At 62.7% G+C, this 15511-nt stretch carries 14 protein-coding genes; all 14 read right to left on the bottom strand.

Features of this window, described 5'->3' with window-relative positions; translation table 11 throughout:
• Nucleotides 1-215: sulfatase-like hydrolase/transferase (locus OXH56_15570; protein ID MCY3556727.1), on the bottom strand; the 215-nt coding region annotated here is incomplete at its 3' end.
• A gap of 49 nt (nucleotides 216-264) precedes the next feature.
• A complete protein-coding gene (locus tag OXH56_15565) occupies nucleotides 265-1128 on the bottom strand; it encodes a hypothetical protein (protein MCY3556726.1) in 864 nt (287 codons plus the stop codon).
• Nucleotides 1125-2810, bottom strand: coding sequence for a hypothetical protein (locus tag OXH56_15560; GenBank protein ID MCY3556725.1), 1686 nt, complete (start codon nucleotides 2808-2810; stop codon nucleotides 1125-1127). The genes OXH56_15565 and OXH56_15560 overlap by 4 nt, the downstream gene beginning before the upstream one ends.
• Nucleotides 2811-2883: 73 nt before the next feature.
• Nucleotides 2884-3642 (bottom strand): pyridoxine 5'-phosphate synthase, encoded by a 759-nt coding sequence (locus OXH56_15555; GenBank protein MCY3556724.1) that lies wholly within the window; start codon nucleotides 3640-3642, stop codon nucleotides 2884-2886.
• Nucleotides 3643-3657: 15 nt separating this feature from the next.
• Nucleotides 3658-4905, bottom strand: coding sequence for a divergent polysaccharide deacetylase family protein (locus OXH56_15550; GenBank protein ID MCY3556723.1), 1248 nt, complete (start codon nucleotides 4903-4905; stop codon nucleotides 3658-3660).
• A 47-nt stretch (nucleotides 4906-4952) separates the two neighbouring features.
• Nucleotides 4953-5816 carry a 16S rRNA (adenine(1518)-N(6)/adenine(1519)-N(6))-dimethyltransferase RsmA gene (gene rsmA, locus OXH56_15545; GenBank protein MCY3556722.1) on the bottom strand — a complete coding sequence of 288 codons (864 nt, stop codon included), beginning with the start codon at nucleotides 5814-5816 and terminating at the stop codon, nucleotides 4953-4955.
• A 5-nt stretch (nucleotides 5817-5821) separates the two neighbouring features.
• Entirely contained in the window at nucleotides 5822-6586 is a 765-nt protein-coding gene (locus OXH56_15540; protein MCY3556721.1) for a TatD family hydrolase, read from the bottom strand.
• A 121-nt stretch (nucleotides 6587-6707) separates the two neighbouring features.
• A complete protein-coding gene (gene metG, locus OXH56_15535; protein ID MCY3556720.1) occupies nucleotides 6708-8816 on the bottom strand; it encodes a methionine--tRNA ligase in 2109 nt (702 codons plus the stop codon).
• Nucleotides 8817-8906: 90 nt separating this feature from the next.
• Nucleotides 8907-10169: a hypothetical protein gene (locus tag OXH56_15530; GenBank protein ID MCY3556719.1), complete on the bottom strand. Its 1263-nt coding sequence runs from the start codon at nucleotides 10167-10169 to the stop codon at nucleotides 8907-8909.
• Nucleotides 10170-10181: 12 nt separating this feature from the next.
• Entirely contained in the window at nucleotides 10182-10958 is a 777-nt protein-coding gene (locus tag OXH56_15525) for a class I SAM-dependent methyltransferase (GenBank protein ID MCY3556718.1), read from the bottom strand.
• A gap of 30 nt (nucleotides 10959-10988) precedes the next feature.
• Nucleotides 10989-11276 (bottom strand): S4 domain-containing protein, encoded by a 288-nt coding sequence (locus OXH56_15520; GenBank protein MCY3556717.1) that lies wholly within the window; start codon nucleotides 11274-11276, stop codon nucleotides 10989-10991.
• Nucleotides 11277-11382: 106 nt separating this feature from the next.
• On the bottom strand, nucleotides 11383-12699 hold the full coding sequence (locus OXH56_15515) for a peptidylprolyl isomerase (protein MCY3556716.1): 1317 nt from the start codon (nucleotides 12697-12699) through the stop codon (nucleotides 11383-11385).
• Nucleotides 12696-13598 (bottom strand): peptidyl-prolyl cis-trans isomerase, encoded by a 903-nt coding sequence (locus OXH56_15510; GenBank protein ID MCY3556715.1) that lies wholly within the window; start codon nucleotides 13596-13598, stop codon nucleotides 12696-12698. Before OXH56_15510 ends, OXH56_15515 begins: the two co-directional genes overlap by 4 nt.
• Before the next feature lie 63 nt (nucleotides 13599-13661).
• A partial coding sequence (gene mfd, locus OXH56_15505) for a transcription-repair coupling factor (protein MCY3556714.1) occupies nucleotides 13662-15511 on the bottom strand: 1850 nt, incomplete at its 5' end.

The raw sequence follows: 15511 nt of genomic DNA, 5'->3' as shown, positions 1-15511 counted from the left end.
CATGCGCCGATTTCCGAGGCATGCCTTCCTGTCATCAGGCAGGCCCGTCCGGGCGCGCAGAGTGGAAAGGCGGTATAGGCGGCATCGTACCGCACGCCGGTCTCCACCAGGCGGTCCAGATTGGGGGTCTCTACGACGGGATGACCATAAGCCCCGGTCAATGCGGCGACCATCTGGTCGGACAGGATAAGGAGGATGTTTGGCTGGTCGGCCATGATACTCCAGGCGTCCGCGATACGGGTTCCCTGGCGGGCGTTTACCGTCTCAGCCAGGTCCCTGCCGCTGCCGGCGGCCTCCACGCCGTGCGGGCGCGCCGGCTTCGAACTGGACGTTCCGGGTCATCGCGGCGAGTGGAATCGCCGACATCAACGCGGCGCATGCGCCGACCGGACCGCCGACCATCAGATACAGACCGAAATCACGCAGGGGACCGTCCGTGACGACGGCCAGCGGGGCAGCGATCAACAGTACGGCCAGGCCGGTTAGCACCAGAAAGGGCATGGCCTGCACCATGCCGGTACGCACAGAATGGCTGACCGGATCCCGCCGTGCGGATTCAATCCGGCTTCTGACCAGGCTGTAACCCAGGAAGGACATGACCACTGCCAGGGTCCCCACGGCCGTAAGCGTCAGTATGCCGGGCACCGTAATCCGGTCCGCCAGGCCAAGGGTGATCCCCGCCGTGACGAACATGGTGTAAAGCGCGCAGCCCATGGCCGTCACGGCGAATCGGGCGCCAATACGGAGCGACAGGTAGAGGGTGATGATGATGATTCCGAGCACGACCCCGTTCCATTCTGCCAGCCAGCCGACCGAACGGGCAAACGGGAGGAGCATCCGCACGATACTCCCTACCGCAAGTACGCCGAGGGTCAAAGCGATACTCTTGCCCGGCCGATCGTCGATCCGCGCGCCGACGATGACCAGTACGATCAGCATGGTCACGAAAAGGCCGAAGAGCAGGTCGCCGGATAACAACAGCGCCACCAGGCCTTCGTCGACGGCATGTTCCGTCTTCGCCGCCGTTGCGGCCATCCCCGCCGCAGCCAGTATGGCGGCGAAGGCGTAAACGACACCCGGTCGGTCGATTAGATTTCCATACAGTGAGGCGAGGCCGTTTCCCATCATACACTCAACTTTCTGATCTGCCAGTCCGCAACCAGGGAGGACAGGAGCATGTTCGTCCAGCACAGGCAGGTGAGCAGGCTGCCGGCCGCGCCGGAGAACAGCACGAGGCCGAAATTAACGACGGCGTCGGTGCCGACTACGACCAGGCTCACCGATACGAGCAGCAGCATGATATGGGTCCAGACCACGACCGGCCTGATCTTCTCGAGCGTGCCCATGACGTCCTGGCGGACCGAAGACTCCGTTCCGGATTCCGCCCGGAGGTATTCGAAAATCCAGAGGTGCACGGAGGCGAAGACGAGGACCGCTCCGAGCAAACCCACCACCCCGGCGAGGGTGAAATACGGTGCAATCCCGGCGATGTTCCACAGTCTCAGCACCGCTCCGGTCATGATCAGATAGTGCAGAATCCCCGTGACGAAAAGCAGACCGGCGGCCCGGTACCGGACAACGAACAATGCGCAAAGCAATCCGAGACCGATCGCGCCGGCGCCGGCCGCGCTGTCCGCGGCCCCTTCACCGAGCGGCGAAGGCGCGCCCGCCGCCCGATCCTGGAGCGCCACGTCAAGGGGTGGTGACTCGGATTCCAGGATGACCGCCAGGGCGCGGGCTTCTTCCAGCGATTCTCCACCGGGTACTTCAATACGCCCGTCGGGTATTCTGCCCTGTATATTCAGCGTCACGTACACCTGGCCATTCATCTTGATGGCCACGCGGTTTCCCGCGTTGGCGCTGGACAGGTTGGCCAGACTCTCCCTCCCCTCGTCCTGCAGAAACAGGCGTACCGCATATGCACCCCGGTTCGCCGTTACCGTAGCGTCGCTGACCACGGCCGACGCCACCGGCTGTACGGTAAGGTCGACATCCTGATTGATGAAGTAGAGCGGATGGAACAGCCTGCCTCCGCGTTCCACGGGTTCGGAAGCCCATGCGAAGGCGCCGGCAGGCGGATTGGCCAGGTTAAAGGCCCGAATGCCGGCCTGTACTGTTGAATCGGCCAGTATGGCCTTTACGGCATCCAGGTTGTCTTCACGGACCGCGATGTCCCCGATCCCTTCCTCTACCGTAATGCGTGCCAGCAACGCGCTGAATGCTCCCGGCGCGGTCGATGCCGAGCTCCCGGGTTCCGCCGATGCCGATCCACCGGGATCCGCCGATTCCTGCCCGTCAGCACCGGCGGATACGGCCGCGACGTCCGAGGCCGCGACGTCCGAGGCCGCGACGTCCGAGGCCCGCTCGCGCAGGGCATCGTCAATACGTTGCCGCAGTGCCTGTACTTCCGCGCCGTCCTTGAACAAATGCAGTGTGATCTCACCCGATTCCCGTATTATCCTGCTTACGAGACCGATGTCCGCGCTCAGGGGCACGACGATTTCGAACGTGTCGTTCTCCCGCGCGGTAATGATTGGTTCGGAGATCCCAAAGGCGTTAAGGCGCCGCCGCCAGTTCTCGACCAGGCCTTCCACCGCCCGCGTCCTGCCCCGTTCCGTGAACCGGGAAAGGTCCATGCTTACGGTGAGAAGATAACCGCCGGCCAGGTCGATGCCCGGAACCGTGGACTGGCTGTAGAGCGCTTGCCTCTCTTCGGGCGCAAGCGCTTCAATGGACTCGGGAGACGACAACCACAGCCTGATGGTCGGGGAGACCAGGACCGCACCGAGCAGGGTGACGGCGAGAAACACCAGGAATGAAATGCGCTTGTGAATGGTAATGTTCCTTTCGGTACTGCTTCTGAGTGCGGAGCTGTTGGACGGGTTACCAGTCTGCCTGGGATTTCGGCGCGTGGCGGATGATGCCTACCAGGTCGCGGACGGCCTGCTCGAACCCGATGGTCATCGCCCGCACGGCCACGGCGTAGCCCACCACCAATTCCTCCACGTCGGCGATACCCGCCAGATCCCCCGCCGACCGATAGTCGACGCCCCTTCCCAGGGAAACGCCCATGTTCAACCGTGCCGCGGTCCTGGCCGTACCGGCGATTTCCTGGTACATCCGACCCTTCTCTTCGGTGTCGGCGGCCTGTACGAACCGGCTTGCGTCAAGGTGGACGTAGTCTGCCTTGAATTCGGCGCATTGCCGGACGTGCGAAGCGGTGGGCGTGATCAAAACGCTCGTCAGGATCCCTTTTTCCTGCAGGGCGTTCAGCATGCGTTCCACCGGCCGTTCCAGGGAGTCGCCTCCTGGCCACGACGATTCGGCCCAGTCGTTGTTCAGGCCGGCGTGCCCGTAGCCCTCGGGAACAAGGGTAACCATATCGGGCGAAATCGTCAAGATACTACGCAGGGCTTCCAGGTCAGGCGGCACGATCAGGTTGAGGTGCGTGTGCACGAGCTGCCTGATGATGTCGTATTCCCCGCCCAGGTAGAGCGAATCGTCGGCAACCCACGAAATCGTTACGGCGTCGGCCCCGCTCACCTGGGACATCATAACGGCGGTCATGGGATCGGGTTCCCCCCGATTTGCGATATTCCGCAGGTCGGCGACCTGGTCTACGCATACACTCAGTTTTACCATGGGTGATCTCCGGTGTCAATGGTCCACGAGGTCGGAAACCCGAACGAACTCGATCCCTCTGATTTCTAGATACCTCATCCGGTCCATCAGCACCTGATGGGTATGGGGACTGGCATCGGCGATGACGACGGCGCGTGAGTCGTCCAGGGCGGAAAGCGACGCACGGTCCAGGTTCATGGAAATGATCACGGGGTTGTGCAAGGGGTCGAGCACGCCCCAGGCTCGAAGCCGGCCACTTTCTACGCCCCGGTTCTCCGGCCCGCGTGGTCCGCCTGATCCGCGTCCATTGCCCGGTGCGCCTTGCCCGCCCGGACCGCCTTGCCCGCCCGGTCCGCCCGGGTTGTCCAGGTAGTACAGGTTTCGCTTGCCCAGTTCGTCCAGCACGGGGGCCAGCACATCAGCTTCATTGTCCATTCGCCCGGCAGGATAGCGAAGGACGCCCTGAGCCCCGGGCAGCGTGGAAAGAGCGTCTTCCACGACGCGACGGTTGGTCAGCTCCGAGTGCGCGGCAGACACGGATCTCCTGCGCGGCAGACCGGTGGTGCCAGACGCGGGTTGAACGGGCAGCAGCGCCATCACCTCGTGATCGCCGCGCGTGAGCTCGGCAGCCATTTCGTTTGCGCCGTACGCCCAGGGAAACAGGGCGAAAGTGAGGGGCCGGTTGAATTCGGAAAGTCCCTCGACCACGCCTCGCTGGTCGCCGTCCGTATAAGCGATCACGACGGCAAGTCGAGCGGTTTTACGCTGGATAGCCGGGTCGCGGATTACATTGAGGCGATGGGTTACGTCGTCATCTAAGGTGATTTCGAACAGCAACTCCCCGGTCCGGGTCCGTTCCTCCGCACGGGAGACCTTTCCGCCCGCCCGGACGACCGCTCTGGCGATCTCGAGATTGCATTCGGTAAGCGAATAGGTACTCGATACCATGATCCTTCGTTCCAGGGGCCTCCAACGGCCCGCCGCCGTCACGGTGCGCGGCGCGGTGACCCGTATCCTGTCCTGCGTGACCTGCAGATTCATGAACGCACCGTACAGGGCCGCTTCCATTGCGTGAAACGCCTGCTGGTCCGTTTTCCAGGCAGCCGTCTTTTCGAGCTCAGGCGCGGCAACCGGGATAGGCCGGTCCAGCAGCCAGTCCACGACCTTCCTGGCCTGGTTTTGATACAGCATGATCCACACGGCGATGACCAGCAGCACGACCGCGGCCGCAACGAGGACGGCATTCAGGGAGTACGACCGGCGCTGGCTCTTTCTGTTCGCCATCCGCGATCTGGCCGAATGTGAATAGCGGAATCGCATTTTGCAGTCCGTCAGCAGTCGTCTTCGTGGTGGTCCCGAAAGGTCCGAAGCGCGTCGGCAAGCACCGCGAACTCGTTCAGGTCCAGGGTTTCCCCGCGTCGTTTCAGGTCGATGCCGGTATGGTCCGAAAGATAGCCGGCGGAACCTGGAACCAGGCGATTCATCGCGTGGTGCAGCATCTTGCGCCGATGTTGAAAGGCCGACTTGATCACGACGTTCAACAGATCGGCGTCCCTGACCGTAACGGGCGGCCGTTCATGGGGCGTTAACCGGAGGACGACCGAATCCACCGCCGGACGGGGTACGAACCGGTCGCCGCCCACCCGGAACAGCGATTCCACGGCGTAATGGTACGCCATGATGGCGGTGATCGCGCCGTAAGCTTTCGTACCCGGACGCGCCGTCAGGCGTCCCCCAACTTCGTGCTGAACCATGATGACCGCACACCTGAAAATTCCACGGTGGACGATCAGCCGGTCAAGTACGGGACCCGTAATCCCGTAGGGCAAATTGGCAACGAGTACGAACCCGGTCTCGCCGTACTTCCCCATCAGGTCGGGCAGGTCCATATCGAGCACGTCGCGGTTCACGATGGTCAGATGGTCATATCGCCCGTAGGCTTTCTGGAGGACTCCTGCCAGCCTGGCATCGATTTCCACGGCGGTCACGCCGCCGGCCATGGTGACGAGGTGGCGGGTCAACGCGCCGGCCCCCGGACCAATTTCAAGTACGGCCGTATCCTTCGTTACGCCTGCCGATTCGATGATGCGGCGGGCGATGGACGTGTCGTGCAGGAAGTGCTGCCCCTTCGACCTGGACGGGCGAAAATCCGATCGGCGCAGGCTGGCCAGCAGGTCTTCGGGAGGATCGAGCACCGTACTCAATGGATTCGAAACACCTTGTTCGCGTTCTGGGTTGTGGTCCGCGCCAGTTCATCCACGGAAACATCCCGGTGACGGGCGACCGCTTCGGCCGTGTTTACGAGGTATGATGGTTCGTTCCGTCGTCCGCGGTGGGGAACGGGCGCGAGATAGGGTGCGTCCGTTTCGACAAGTAAACATTCCGGCGGCAACCCGGAAATCACCTCGCCCACCGTCGAGTTCTTGAACGTCGCGATGCCGCCAAACCCCAGGTAGCATCCCATGGAAACGGCCCTCTCGGCCATGGCGGCGTCCCCGGTAAAGCAGTGCAGGATCGCGGTCGTTTCCTCACCGGGGAACTCGTCCAGCATGGCCATGACCTCGGCGTGGGCATCCCGGTCGTGCACGATCACCGGCAGCCCCATGCTCCCGCCCCACTCCATGTGACTTCTGAACGACGTCTCCTGCAACGGATAGGTGGACCGGTCGTAATGCAGGTCGATGCCGGTCTCGCCCACGGCGACTACGGACGGATGTTCCAGCAGTTTCTCGATTTCACGGTAGTCCCCTTCACGGGCTTCGTGGACGTGGCAGGGGTGGATGCCCGCGGCGGCGTACACGGAATCCCGGTTTTCTGCGAGGGTCACGGCGGCCCTGCTGCTCTCCAGGTCGTACCCTACTGCGATCATGCGTTCCACGCCAGCGTCCAGCGCCCGTTGGATCACGTCGGCGCGGTCGTGGTCGAATGCTTCGTCCGTGAGATGGGTATGCGTATCGAAGAGCAAGGCAGCAATTGGTTGCAGGTTGTCGGGTAACGTACGTTTCGTGTGGCCGGCTTGGCTGGCCTCGCCAGCTTGGCTGGCCTCGCTGGTCTGGCCGGTCTGGCCGCGGCCGGCAAGCCGGCTTTCAGGTAATTGATGATCCGGATTGGACGCGGACGTCCGGACCGAGGAGGATGGGGGCGCCGCCGTCGTCTTCGGCCGCGAGCAGCATGCCCTTGGATTCCACGCCGCGGATTGTTGCGGGCTCCAGGTTCGCCACCACCACGATCTGCCGACCGACCAGTTTCTCCGGCGTGTATCCGGGGGCAATCCCGGATACGATCTGCCGCTCCTCCGCGCCGATGCGCAGCTGCAGCCTGAGCAGCCGGTCCGTTCCGGGTACCGGTTCCGCCGCCACGACATCCGCGATGCGTAAATCGATCTGACGGAAATCGTCGATCGATACAAGTTCGTTTCGCTCCGACCCGGCGGGTTCCGCTTCCACGGATTCCGTTCCGGAAGCTTCCGCCTCGGTTGACGCCGCTTCCACGGACTCCTTGCCGCCGTCTCCCCGTCCATCGGACCGGCCAAGCCTCGCGATCTGCGCGTCGATCGCCTCGTCCTCGATCTTCTGGAACAGGATCTCGATTTCTCCGATAGGACGGCCGGATAGCGACGCATCGATCGTAATCTCGTCCCAGTTCTGCTCATCGACGCGCCCTTCCAGGCCCGTCATCTTCCACAGCCGTTCGGCGCTGAACGGCAGTATGGGAGACATGACCACGGCGAGGACCCTCACGGCCTGCACGCACACGTGGAGCGTGGCGGCGCAACGCGCTCTATCGGTCTTGCGCGTGTTCCAGGGCGCCTGGTCGTTGAAATACCGGTTGCACTGGTTTCCCAGGGCGATCAGCTCCCGCACGGCACCTCGTACCTGGAACGACTCGAAACACGCGCCCACACGGTCCGGGGCGCCGGCCACGGCCAAAAGCATCTCCCGGTCCTCCGGCGAAAAGGTCCCTGGTTCCGGGATCACGCCGTCGAAATACCGGTTGATGAAAGTCAGCGTCCGGTTTACGAAATTCCCGAAGATATCGGCCAGTTCATTGTTGTTGCGCGCCTGGAAGTCCTTCCAGGTAAAATCGGAGTCCCTGGTCTCGGGTGATATCGACGCCAGGCAGTATCGCATCGGATCGGGCGGGAAGTCCGCCAGGTACTCATCCAGCCATACCGCCCAGTTCCGGCTGGTGGACAGCTTCTGGCCTTCTATGTTGAGAAACTCGTTGGCCGGGATCTCCGATGGCAGGACGAAATCCCCGTGCTCCATGATCATGGCCGGCCAGAGGATCGCGTGGAAGACGATGTTGTCCTTTCCGAGGAAATTCACGAGCTTGCAGTCCGGGTTCAGCCAGTAGTCCTTCCAAAGGTCGGGGTCGCCCTGCTCCACCGCCCATTCCCGGGTGGACGACACGTAGCCCAGCGTGTTCTCGAACCAGACGTACATGACCTTGCCCACCGCTTCCTCGATCGGCAGCGCCACGCCCCAATCCAGGTCGCGGGAGATGGGCCGGTCGGACAACCCCTCGTTGAACCAGCCCTGGCAGTAGTTGCGCACGTTGGCCTTCCAGTGCGTTTTCGTATCGATCCAGGCCTGCAGCCGGTCGGACATGCGAGCGAGCTTGAAATACCAGTGGTTGGCCGGTCTTACCTCGAGGGGTCCTTTGCAGACATCGCTGTGGGGATTGATTAGCTGCGTGGCGTCCAGGATGGTGCCGCAGGCCTCGCACTGATCGCCCCGGGCCCGGTCTGAACCGCAGTGGGGACAGGTGCCCTCCACGTAGCGGTCGGGCAGGAAGCGTCCGTTTGCCGGACAGTAGATCTGGTCGACCTCGCGCACGTCGAAACAGCTCTTCTCATCCAGTCGGCGGAAATAGTCCCGGGCGGTCTCGTGGTGGATCGGGCGGGAAGTCTGGGAAAAATTGTCGTAGACGATGCCGAATTCTTCGAGGGCGCCCCGAATGACGGGATAGTACTTGTCCACCAGTTCCTTGGGCGTGATTCCCTGCTTCTCGGCCGCCAGGGTAATGGCCACGCCATGGTCGTCCGATCCGCTCACGTGCACGACGTCCCGGCCTTTCAGCCGCTGGTAGCGCACGTAGACATTTCCGGGCAGATGGACGCCCGCGATATGGCCGATATGCAGCTTGCCGTTCGCGTAGGGCAACGCGTCTGTAACGAGTATTTTCTCTGCCACGACAGCCTCTCGGACGCGGGTGGATCAATCCTGGCGGACCGGTTTTGTTCCAGCATCAGAATAGGGTGTGGAAGGGGGTTTGTCAACGGATCAATCTGCGGCCGGCAGGGCATGGGACGATGATCCACCGGATGGTCTTTCGCGGGATGGCACCTCGGTGGTAGGCCTCTGCCTGGGTCCCTCGTATCTACGGTTCATTCTGAGTCTGAGGACGAGTACGAGGAGGGCCAGTTGGACGTGGGCGTTCCGCGCGATGTCCCGCCTGGCTTCCTCGACAGCCGCGATGCCCCGCTCGATTTCTTCCGCGTTCATCGCCGATGCCCGTTCCCGCAGCGGCGCCGTGCGGTCGGCATTCGAAAGCGATGGGGACCCGTTCGCCGAGGAAAGGACGAACAGGTCGCGGTACAGGGATAGCAAATGGTCGAGGATCTTCTCCACGACGGGTTCTTCGCGATGGGACGCGGCAAGGGATTCCACCTGCTCGAACAGGCTGAGCGGTGCCTCGTCGTATATACATTCAAGCAAGGCGAAGGCCTCTTCACGGATCTTCGAACCTCGCTCCGAACCTGCCGTCAGCGCTTCGGAAAGACGGCCTTCGGACCGGCGCGCGAGTTCCCCGGCTTCCTCCGGGGATACGTCGTATCGCTCGATCAGCGCCGATTTCACCTCGTCTTCTTGCAGGCGCGTAAGAAAAACGGGTTGGCAGCGGGACACGATGGTCGGCAGCAGCCTCCCGGACCGGGACGCGGTCAGAATGAGCATCAGGGATCCCGGTGGCTCTTCGAGCGTTTTGAGCAGTGCGTTCGAGGCCGCGGCGTTCATGCGGTCCGCCGCGACGATTACCGCGACCTTCCTCCTGCCTTCGTAGGGCTTGGCGGATGCCTCCCTGCGCAGCGACCGGACATCCTCCACGGAAAGCAGGTCGTTCATGCCGAAGGGCGGTGCGCCGTAGGGGTCTTCGGCCAGCCGGGCGGCCAGGCCCTGCCTGCGTTCCTCCCGGGCATTCGCGCGGCCGGACGTGCCCTCGCCGCGACCGGAAGAACCCTCCCCTCGGCCGGAAGAACGATCCGGGGGCGGAGCGGAGGAAGTGGGAACGAGGAGGTGTACATCAGGATGCTGGAGCGCGCGGATCCGCCGGCAATGGCGGCACGGACCTTGCTGACCGGGCGGACTGCAGGGCTCCCCGGGTCCGTATTCGCAGTTGACCGCGCAGGCGAGCTCAATGGCCAGCGCCTCGGCACCCACGCCGGGCGGTCCGCAGAACAGATACCCGTGGGCCAGGCGGTCCTGCTTTACGGCCTCCATGAGCCGCTGCCGCTGCCGTTCGTGACCTATAACGCGATCGAAAGCCATAATGACGGTCCATCAGGCGGGGCGGACCACGTAGTGGACCCGGTTGGATCGCTCCGACGCTTCCTGGAAACTGAAGCCGTCGAAAGCGCCGAGTACGCAATAGCCCGATTGCCGGCAGATCTCCGCCAGCCGGGCCACGGGATAGATCCGCTGTTCGTGGCGTTCCCGGGTGGAATACCGCTTCCCGCCGCGGTGGAAGGTTAACTGGAATTCATTGACCTGCACGCGCGACTCGGGGAAATACTCGCAACGCCGGACATAGGAGTAATCCCCGTTGCTTTCCTGGTCGACCTGGTTATGGAAGTACCTGCGCGAGTTGATTTCCGTGCAGACGTCGAATACAAAAAGGCCGGCGGCGTTCAGCACCCCGCGCAGTCCATTTATCATGGCGGCGATGTCCGCTTCATCCATGATGTAGTTGATGCTGTCGTACAGGCACAGCACCGCGTCGTAGCTTCCCGATACGGGCACGTCTACCATGTCGCCGGCCTGAAACGTGATGGATCGGCTGCCGTCCAGGGCTTTCTGCCTGGCTACGGCGATCATGCTCTCCGACCGGTCCATGCCCGTCATCCGGTAACCGCGGTCATCGAGGATACACGCCATGACGCCGGTACCGCAGGCCAGTTCGAGAATATCCTTCGGGGTCGCCCCGAACCGTTCAAATATCGACTGAATGTAGTCGGCCCACCGATCGTAGTCCACGTGACGCATCACGTGATCGTATATCGGGGCCAACTGGCTGTAGGGAAGCTCCGGGGCGGCCGGGTGGGTTTTCCTGTGGCGCATGCTCAATGGATTTCGCGTCCGGACGGGCGTTCATCGCGATTCTGAATCTGAGACGTCATCGCTCAGGCGTTCGTCACTGAGGACGTGGTACATGGATTGCGCCCTGTCTTTCGAGACGTTTCCTTCCGGGACGTCCAACACTTCGAATTCCAGCCTTCTGTCGGGCCACGCCACGACGACGACGTCCTTCGCCGCGACCTGGTGACCGGGTTTCGCGGACCTTCCTGAAATGGTCACCATACCCCGGTCGCAGGCCTTCTTGGCGGCGTCCCGTTGTTTAATGATACGGGAGCGTTTCAGAAAGAGATCTACTCTCATCTCACGGGTTGTCGCGTGTTCGACGTGCGTTCGTCACATCTTAGCCGCGCGTTGTGGCTCTCGGTTCAGGACTGGCGTCCAGGGCAGGGCGTTCAAGGCGCATCGTTCAGGGCAGGGCGTCCAGGCCGCGTTCGTCGATGTACAACTCGCGGCGGAGATCCTTGAGCCACCGTTCCCGCTCCTCGTTCCACTTGGCGAATTTGGCCATGTTCGTGATTTCCTGAAAGTGGTCGTCCAGGTTGTACTTGTCGCCCCCGGTCCGGTTGTTCAGCCGCATGATGTGATAGGAGACGGCCCCCTGGTCCACCACCTTGATGGGTTCGGTCATCTCGTCGATGGATATGGCGTTGAGGGCGTCCTGGTACTGGGGCAGCAACTGGTCGAGCATGAACTCCCCGATGTGTCCGCCGTCGGAAGCGGAGGCCAGGTCTTCCGAGTACTTCGCTGCGGCATCAGAAAAAGTCTCGTCGCCGTCGAGAATGCGCTGCCTCAGCATGGAAATCGTCTCCTGCGCCCGGTGATCGTCTTCATCCGTCTTCGGGATCTGGACCAGTATGTGCCGCACTCGGATCTGGTCGTCCCTCCGTTCCTCCAGCTTGATGATGTGCAGACCCACGTCCGTCTGCACCGTGGGGCTGACGCCGCCCGTTTCCAGGGCGAACGCCGCCTCTTCGAAATCGGCCATGAACGTGCCGCGGCTGAAGAATCCCAGGTCTCCGCCGTTTCTGGCGCTGTTCAGGTCTTCCGAATACCGCCGCGCCATCTCGCCGAAATCCTCCCCTTCCGCTATGCGGCGCCGGATCTCCTCGATCCGGGCGTTCATGGCGGCCACGACTTCCGGGTCCGGGCGTGACGTGATCATGATATGACTCAGGTCGAGTTGGACGGGATTGGACGGAATGCTGTCATAGTGGGTCTCATAATACCGGGCCACTTCCAGGCCGGTAACACGGACTTCACCGAAGCGGTCTTCCTCGAGCCTGCGCTGCAGCAGTTCCTCTTCCTTCTGGCGCCGGAGCAGCCGGTTCCAGTCCCGCATGGTCATGCCCGAATTAGCCACCAGATGTTCCAGGGCTTCTTCGGAACCGAGCTGTTCCGTATACTGGTCAATGACCTGGCGCACCGCGCCGTTCACTTGTTCAGCGGGTACCCGTACGCTGTCCCTCCGCGCGTACGCGAGCACGACGCGCATATCGATCATGCCCTTCAACAACTGGTTCGAGAGGTCTTCCGGCTCCTGCTCCCTCTCCTGCATACGGTACATCTTCACCGCTTCGAGGACATCTGAGTAGAGGATGATCTCGTTGTCCACGACGGCGACGACGTAGTCCACCAGTTGCTGGCCCTGGACCGGGCGTCCCGCCATGACCACGGCCAGTAACAGCAGTAGCGGGAAATACCGGGGGATCGATTGGAAGGTCATGCTCCTCCTGTGCCGGTCTGCGTCGCGCCGGTCTGCGGCGCGCCGGGTTCCGGCCGCATCAGGTTTCCGTCATGGATTTCCACGTCGGCCGCTTGCCGTAGCGCATCGACGTACCGCCTGACCAGCTCGCGGCGCTTGTCCCGCAATACCCGGTTGACGATTTCGCCGCGGACCTCGTCCAGCGGCGGCAGCGTGCCGGCCTCGCGTCGCTCCACGACCCTGAATATAAACGAACCGTTTTCGGAAAGGACGGGCCGTGAAACCTGGCCGGCACTCAGGGAAAAGACAATTTCCTGCACCGAAACGTCGCTGATATCCATCCTCTTCAGGAAACCCAGGTCCCCACCATCGACCGAAGAAGCGTGAATCGACCGCGTTCGCGCCAGTTCCTCGAAGGTAGCGCTCCGGCGTGACAACTGATTACGGACCTGCCGGGCCGAGGTCTCGTCCGGTAGAACGATCACCGAGACCCTGAGTTCCGGTTCGAGGTAAACGAATTCCTGCCGATTGGCCTCGAAATAGGTCTCGACCTCTTCGTCTGACACCACGATCGCCGAGTCGGCGGCCATGTGTTCCAGCACGACGTTGGCCAGGTGCTCCCGGCGCATCCTCTCCAGGTCCCGGACCGTCTTGACGTCGCTGTCCAGGTTCAGCCGAAGGGCTTCCTGGTAGAGCAGCTCGGTCCGGATCCAGTCGGACACCCGGTCTTTTGTCATCTGGGGCGTGGCGGCGAACAACGCCGCGGCTTCCAGTTCGGCTTCCAGTTCATCGACCGTCAGCGTGGACTGGTTCACCCTTGCGACAACCGAATCGGGGTCTTCCGGTATCGAACTGCACTGGCACAGCGTCAGGAGCAGCGCCACCTTCAGCATTACGGCAAAAAGGACCGCGGATTTCATGCTGGTCTTCACACTCCAACGGGCGGGTCAAACTGCGGAAACCGGGCATGTATCATTAACCAATTACAGGAGTTTGAGCAACAGGTTTTTGGCCAGATCCACTCGTTCAGCCTCCGTATCACCGGTCAGTCCCACCCTGATCCGGAATCCGTCCCCGTGGGGGAATTCGATGTCCAGCGCGGGATCGTCCGTCACACTGGCGATACGGTCCTGCGATGGATAGAGACCGTTCCGGTAGGCTACGGTCATCTCGTTCCCGCGCACCGTGAGCTGCTGCAATCCGATCCTCGCCGAGATCTGCCGAATGGAAACCAGGTCGAAGAGGATGCGCACCGGATCGGGCAACCGGCCGAACCGGTCCTGCATCTCTTCGCGGAGCGAGGCGACCTCCTGCTCGTCTTCCACCCGGGAGAGCCGCTGGTAGAATCCGACCTTGAGCTTCCGGTCCGCGATATAGTCATCAGGGATGAAGGCACCTACCTGCAATTCGACTTCGGCTTCGGGCGTCTCTTCCCGGGTCTCGCCCTTGAGGTCCTGCATCGCCTCTTTCAACAGACGGCAGTACAGATCGAAACCGATGGAGGAGATGAACCCGTGCTGCTCGGTGCCCAGCAGGTTGCCGGCGCCCCGGATCTCCAGGTCCCGCATGGCGATGTGGAAGCCCGACCCGAGCGCGGTGTACTCGGCGATCACGGCAAGGCGCTTGCGCGCGTCGGGGGTCACCGTGCCGGCGGCGGGAATCATCAGGTAGGCGTAGGCCCGGTGATTGGACCGGCCCACGCGACCCCGGAGCTGGTACAGCTGGGCCAGTCCGAACCGGTCCGCGCGGTTCACCAGGATGGTATTCACGCTGGGGATGTCCAGCCCGGACTCGATGATCATGGTGGACACGAGGCAGTCGTACTTGCGGTCCAGGAAATCGATCATGACTTGTTCCAGCTCCCGTTCCTGCATCTGTCCGTGGCCCACGACGAATGACACCTGGGGCAGGAGGCGCCGGAGGAATTCGGCAACCGCCTCGATGGACTGGACCCGGTTGTGGACGAAGAAGACCTGTCCGCCGCGGTCCACCTCCCGCATGATCGCCTCGCAGATCACCTCCTCGTTGAAACGCACCACTTCGGTGTGCACCGGCAGCCGGTCCCTGGGCGGGGTGGTGATGAGCGACATGTCGCGGGCGGAGACCAGCGACATGTGGAGCGTCCGCGGGATGGGCGTAGCGGTCATGGTCATGACGTCTACGGAGGTCTTCAACTGCTTGAGCCGTTCCTTGTGGACCACGCCGAACCGCTGTTCCTCATCGACCACGAGCAGGCCCATGTCGCTGAAGTCGATGTCGCCGGATATGAGACGATGGGTACCGATGACGATATCCACTTCGCCCTTGCTGAGCCCCGCGACAACGGCTTTCTGCTCCCTCGGCGGGACGAACCGGCTCAGCATGCGGATATTCACCGGATAGTCCGCGAGCCGTTCGGTGAAGGTGGTGAGGTGCTGTTGCGCCAGGATGGTGGTCGGCGCGAGCACCGCGACCTGCTTCCCGTCCTGAACCGCCTTGAACGCGGCGCGGATCGCCACTTCGGTCTTCCCGTAGCCCACGTCGCCGCAGATCAGCCGGTCCATGGGCACCGCCTTTTCCATGTCCGACTTCACGTCCAAGGAAGCCTGCTCCTGGTCCGGCGTATCCACGTAGATGAAGGAATCTTCCATTTCCCGCTGCCAGGGGGTGTCGGCCGAAAAGGAAAACCCGGGGCTGGCCTGCCGGGCCGCATAGAGCTTGACCAGGTCTTCGGCGATGGCCCGGACCGCCTTGCGCGTACGCTTTTTGGCCTGTTCCCAGGCTCTCCCGCCCAGTTTCGACAACGTGGGCGCTTCGCCGTCGGATCCGACGTACTTCTGGACCCGGTGCAACT

The sequence above is a fragment of the Gemmatimonadota bacterium genome (genome assembly GCA_026702745.1).
GTDB lineage: Bacteria > JAAXHH01 > JAAXHH01 > JAAXHH01 > JAAXHH01 > JAAXHH01.
The sequence above is the reverse complement of the archived record's forward strand: the minus strand, read 5'-3'. Positions and strand labels throughout refer to the sequence as shown.

Excerpts from the sequence above, each read along its gene's own strand:
- OXH56_15565 (MCY3556726.1), bottom strand. The coding sequence starts at position 1,128 with ATGATGGGAAACGGCCTCGCCTCACTGTATGGAAATCTAATCGACCGA.
- OXH56_15555 (MCY3556724.1), bottom strand. The coding sequence starts at position 3,642 with ATGGTAAAACTGAGTGTATGCGTAGACCAGGTCGCCGACCTGCGGAAT.
- OXH56_15550 (MCY3556723.1), bottom strand. The coding sequence starts at position 4,905 with ATGGCGAACAGAAAGAGCCAGCGCCGGTCGTACTCCCTGAATGCCGTC.
- OXH56_15530 (MCY3556719.1), bottom strand. The coding sequence starts at position 10,169 with ATGGCTTTCGATCGCGTTATAGGTCACGAACGGCAGCGGCAGCGGCTC.
- OXH56_15525 (MCY3556718.1), bottom strand. The coding sequence starts at position 10,958 with ATGCGCCACAGGAAAACCCACCCGGCCGCCCCGGAGCTTCCCTACAGC.
- OXH56_15520 (MCY3556717.1), bottom strand. The coding sequence starts at position 11,276 with ATGAGAGTAGATCTCTTTCTGAAACGCTCCCGTATCATTAAACAACGG.
- OXH56_15515 (MCY3556716.1), bottom strand. The coding sequence starts at position 12,699 with ATGACCTTCCAATCGATCCCCCGGTATTTCCCGCTACTGCTGTTACTG.
- OXH56_15510 (MCY3556715.1), bottom strand. The coding sequence starts at position 13,598 with ATGAAATCCGCGGTCCTTTTTGCCGTAATGCTGAAGGTGGCGCTGCTC.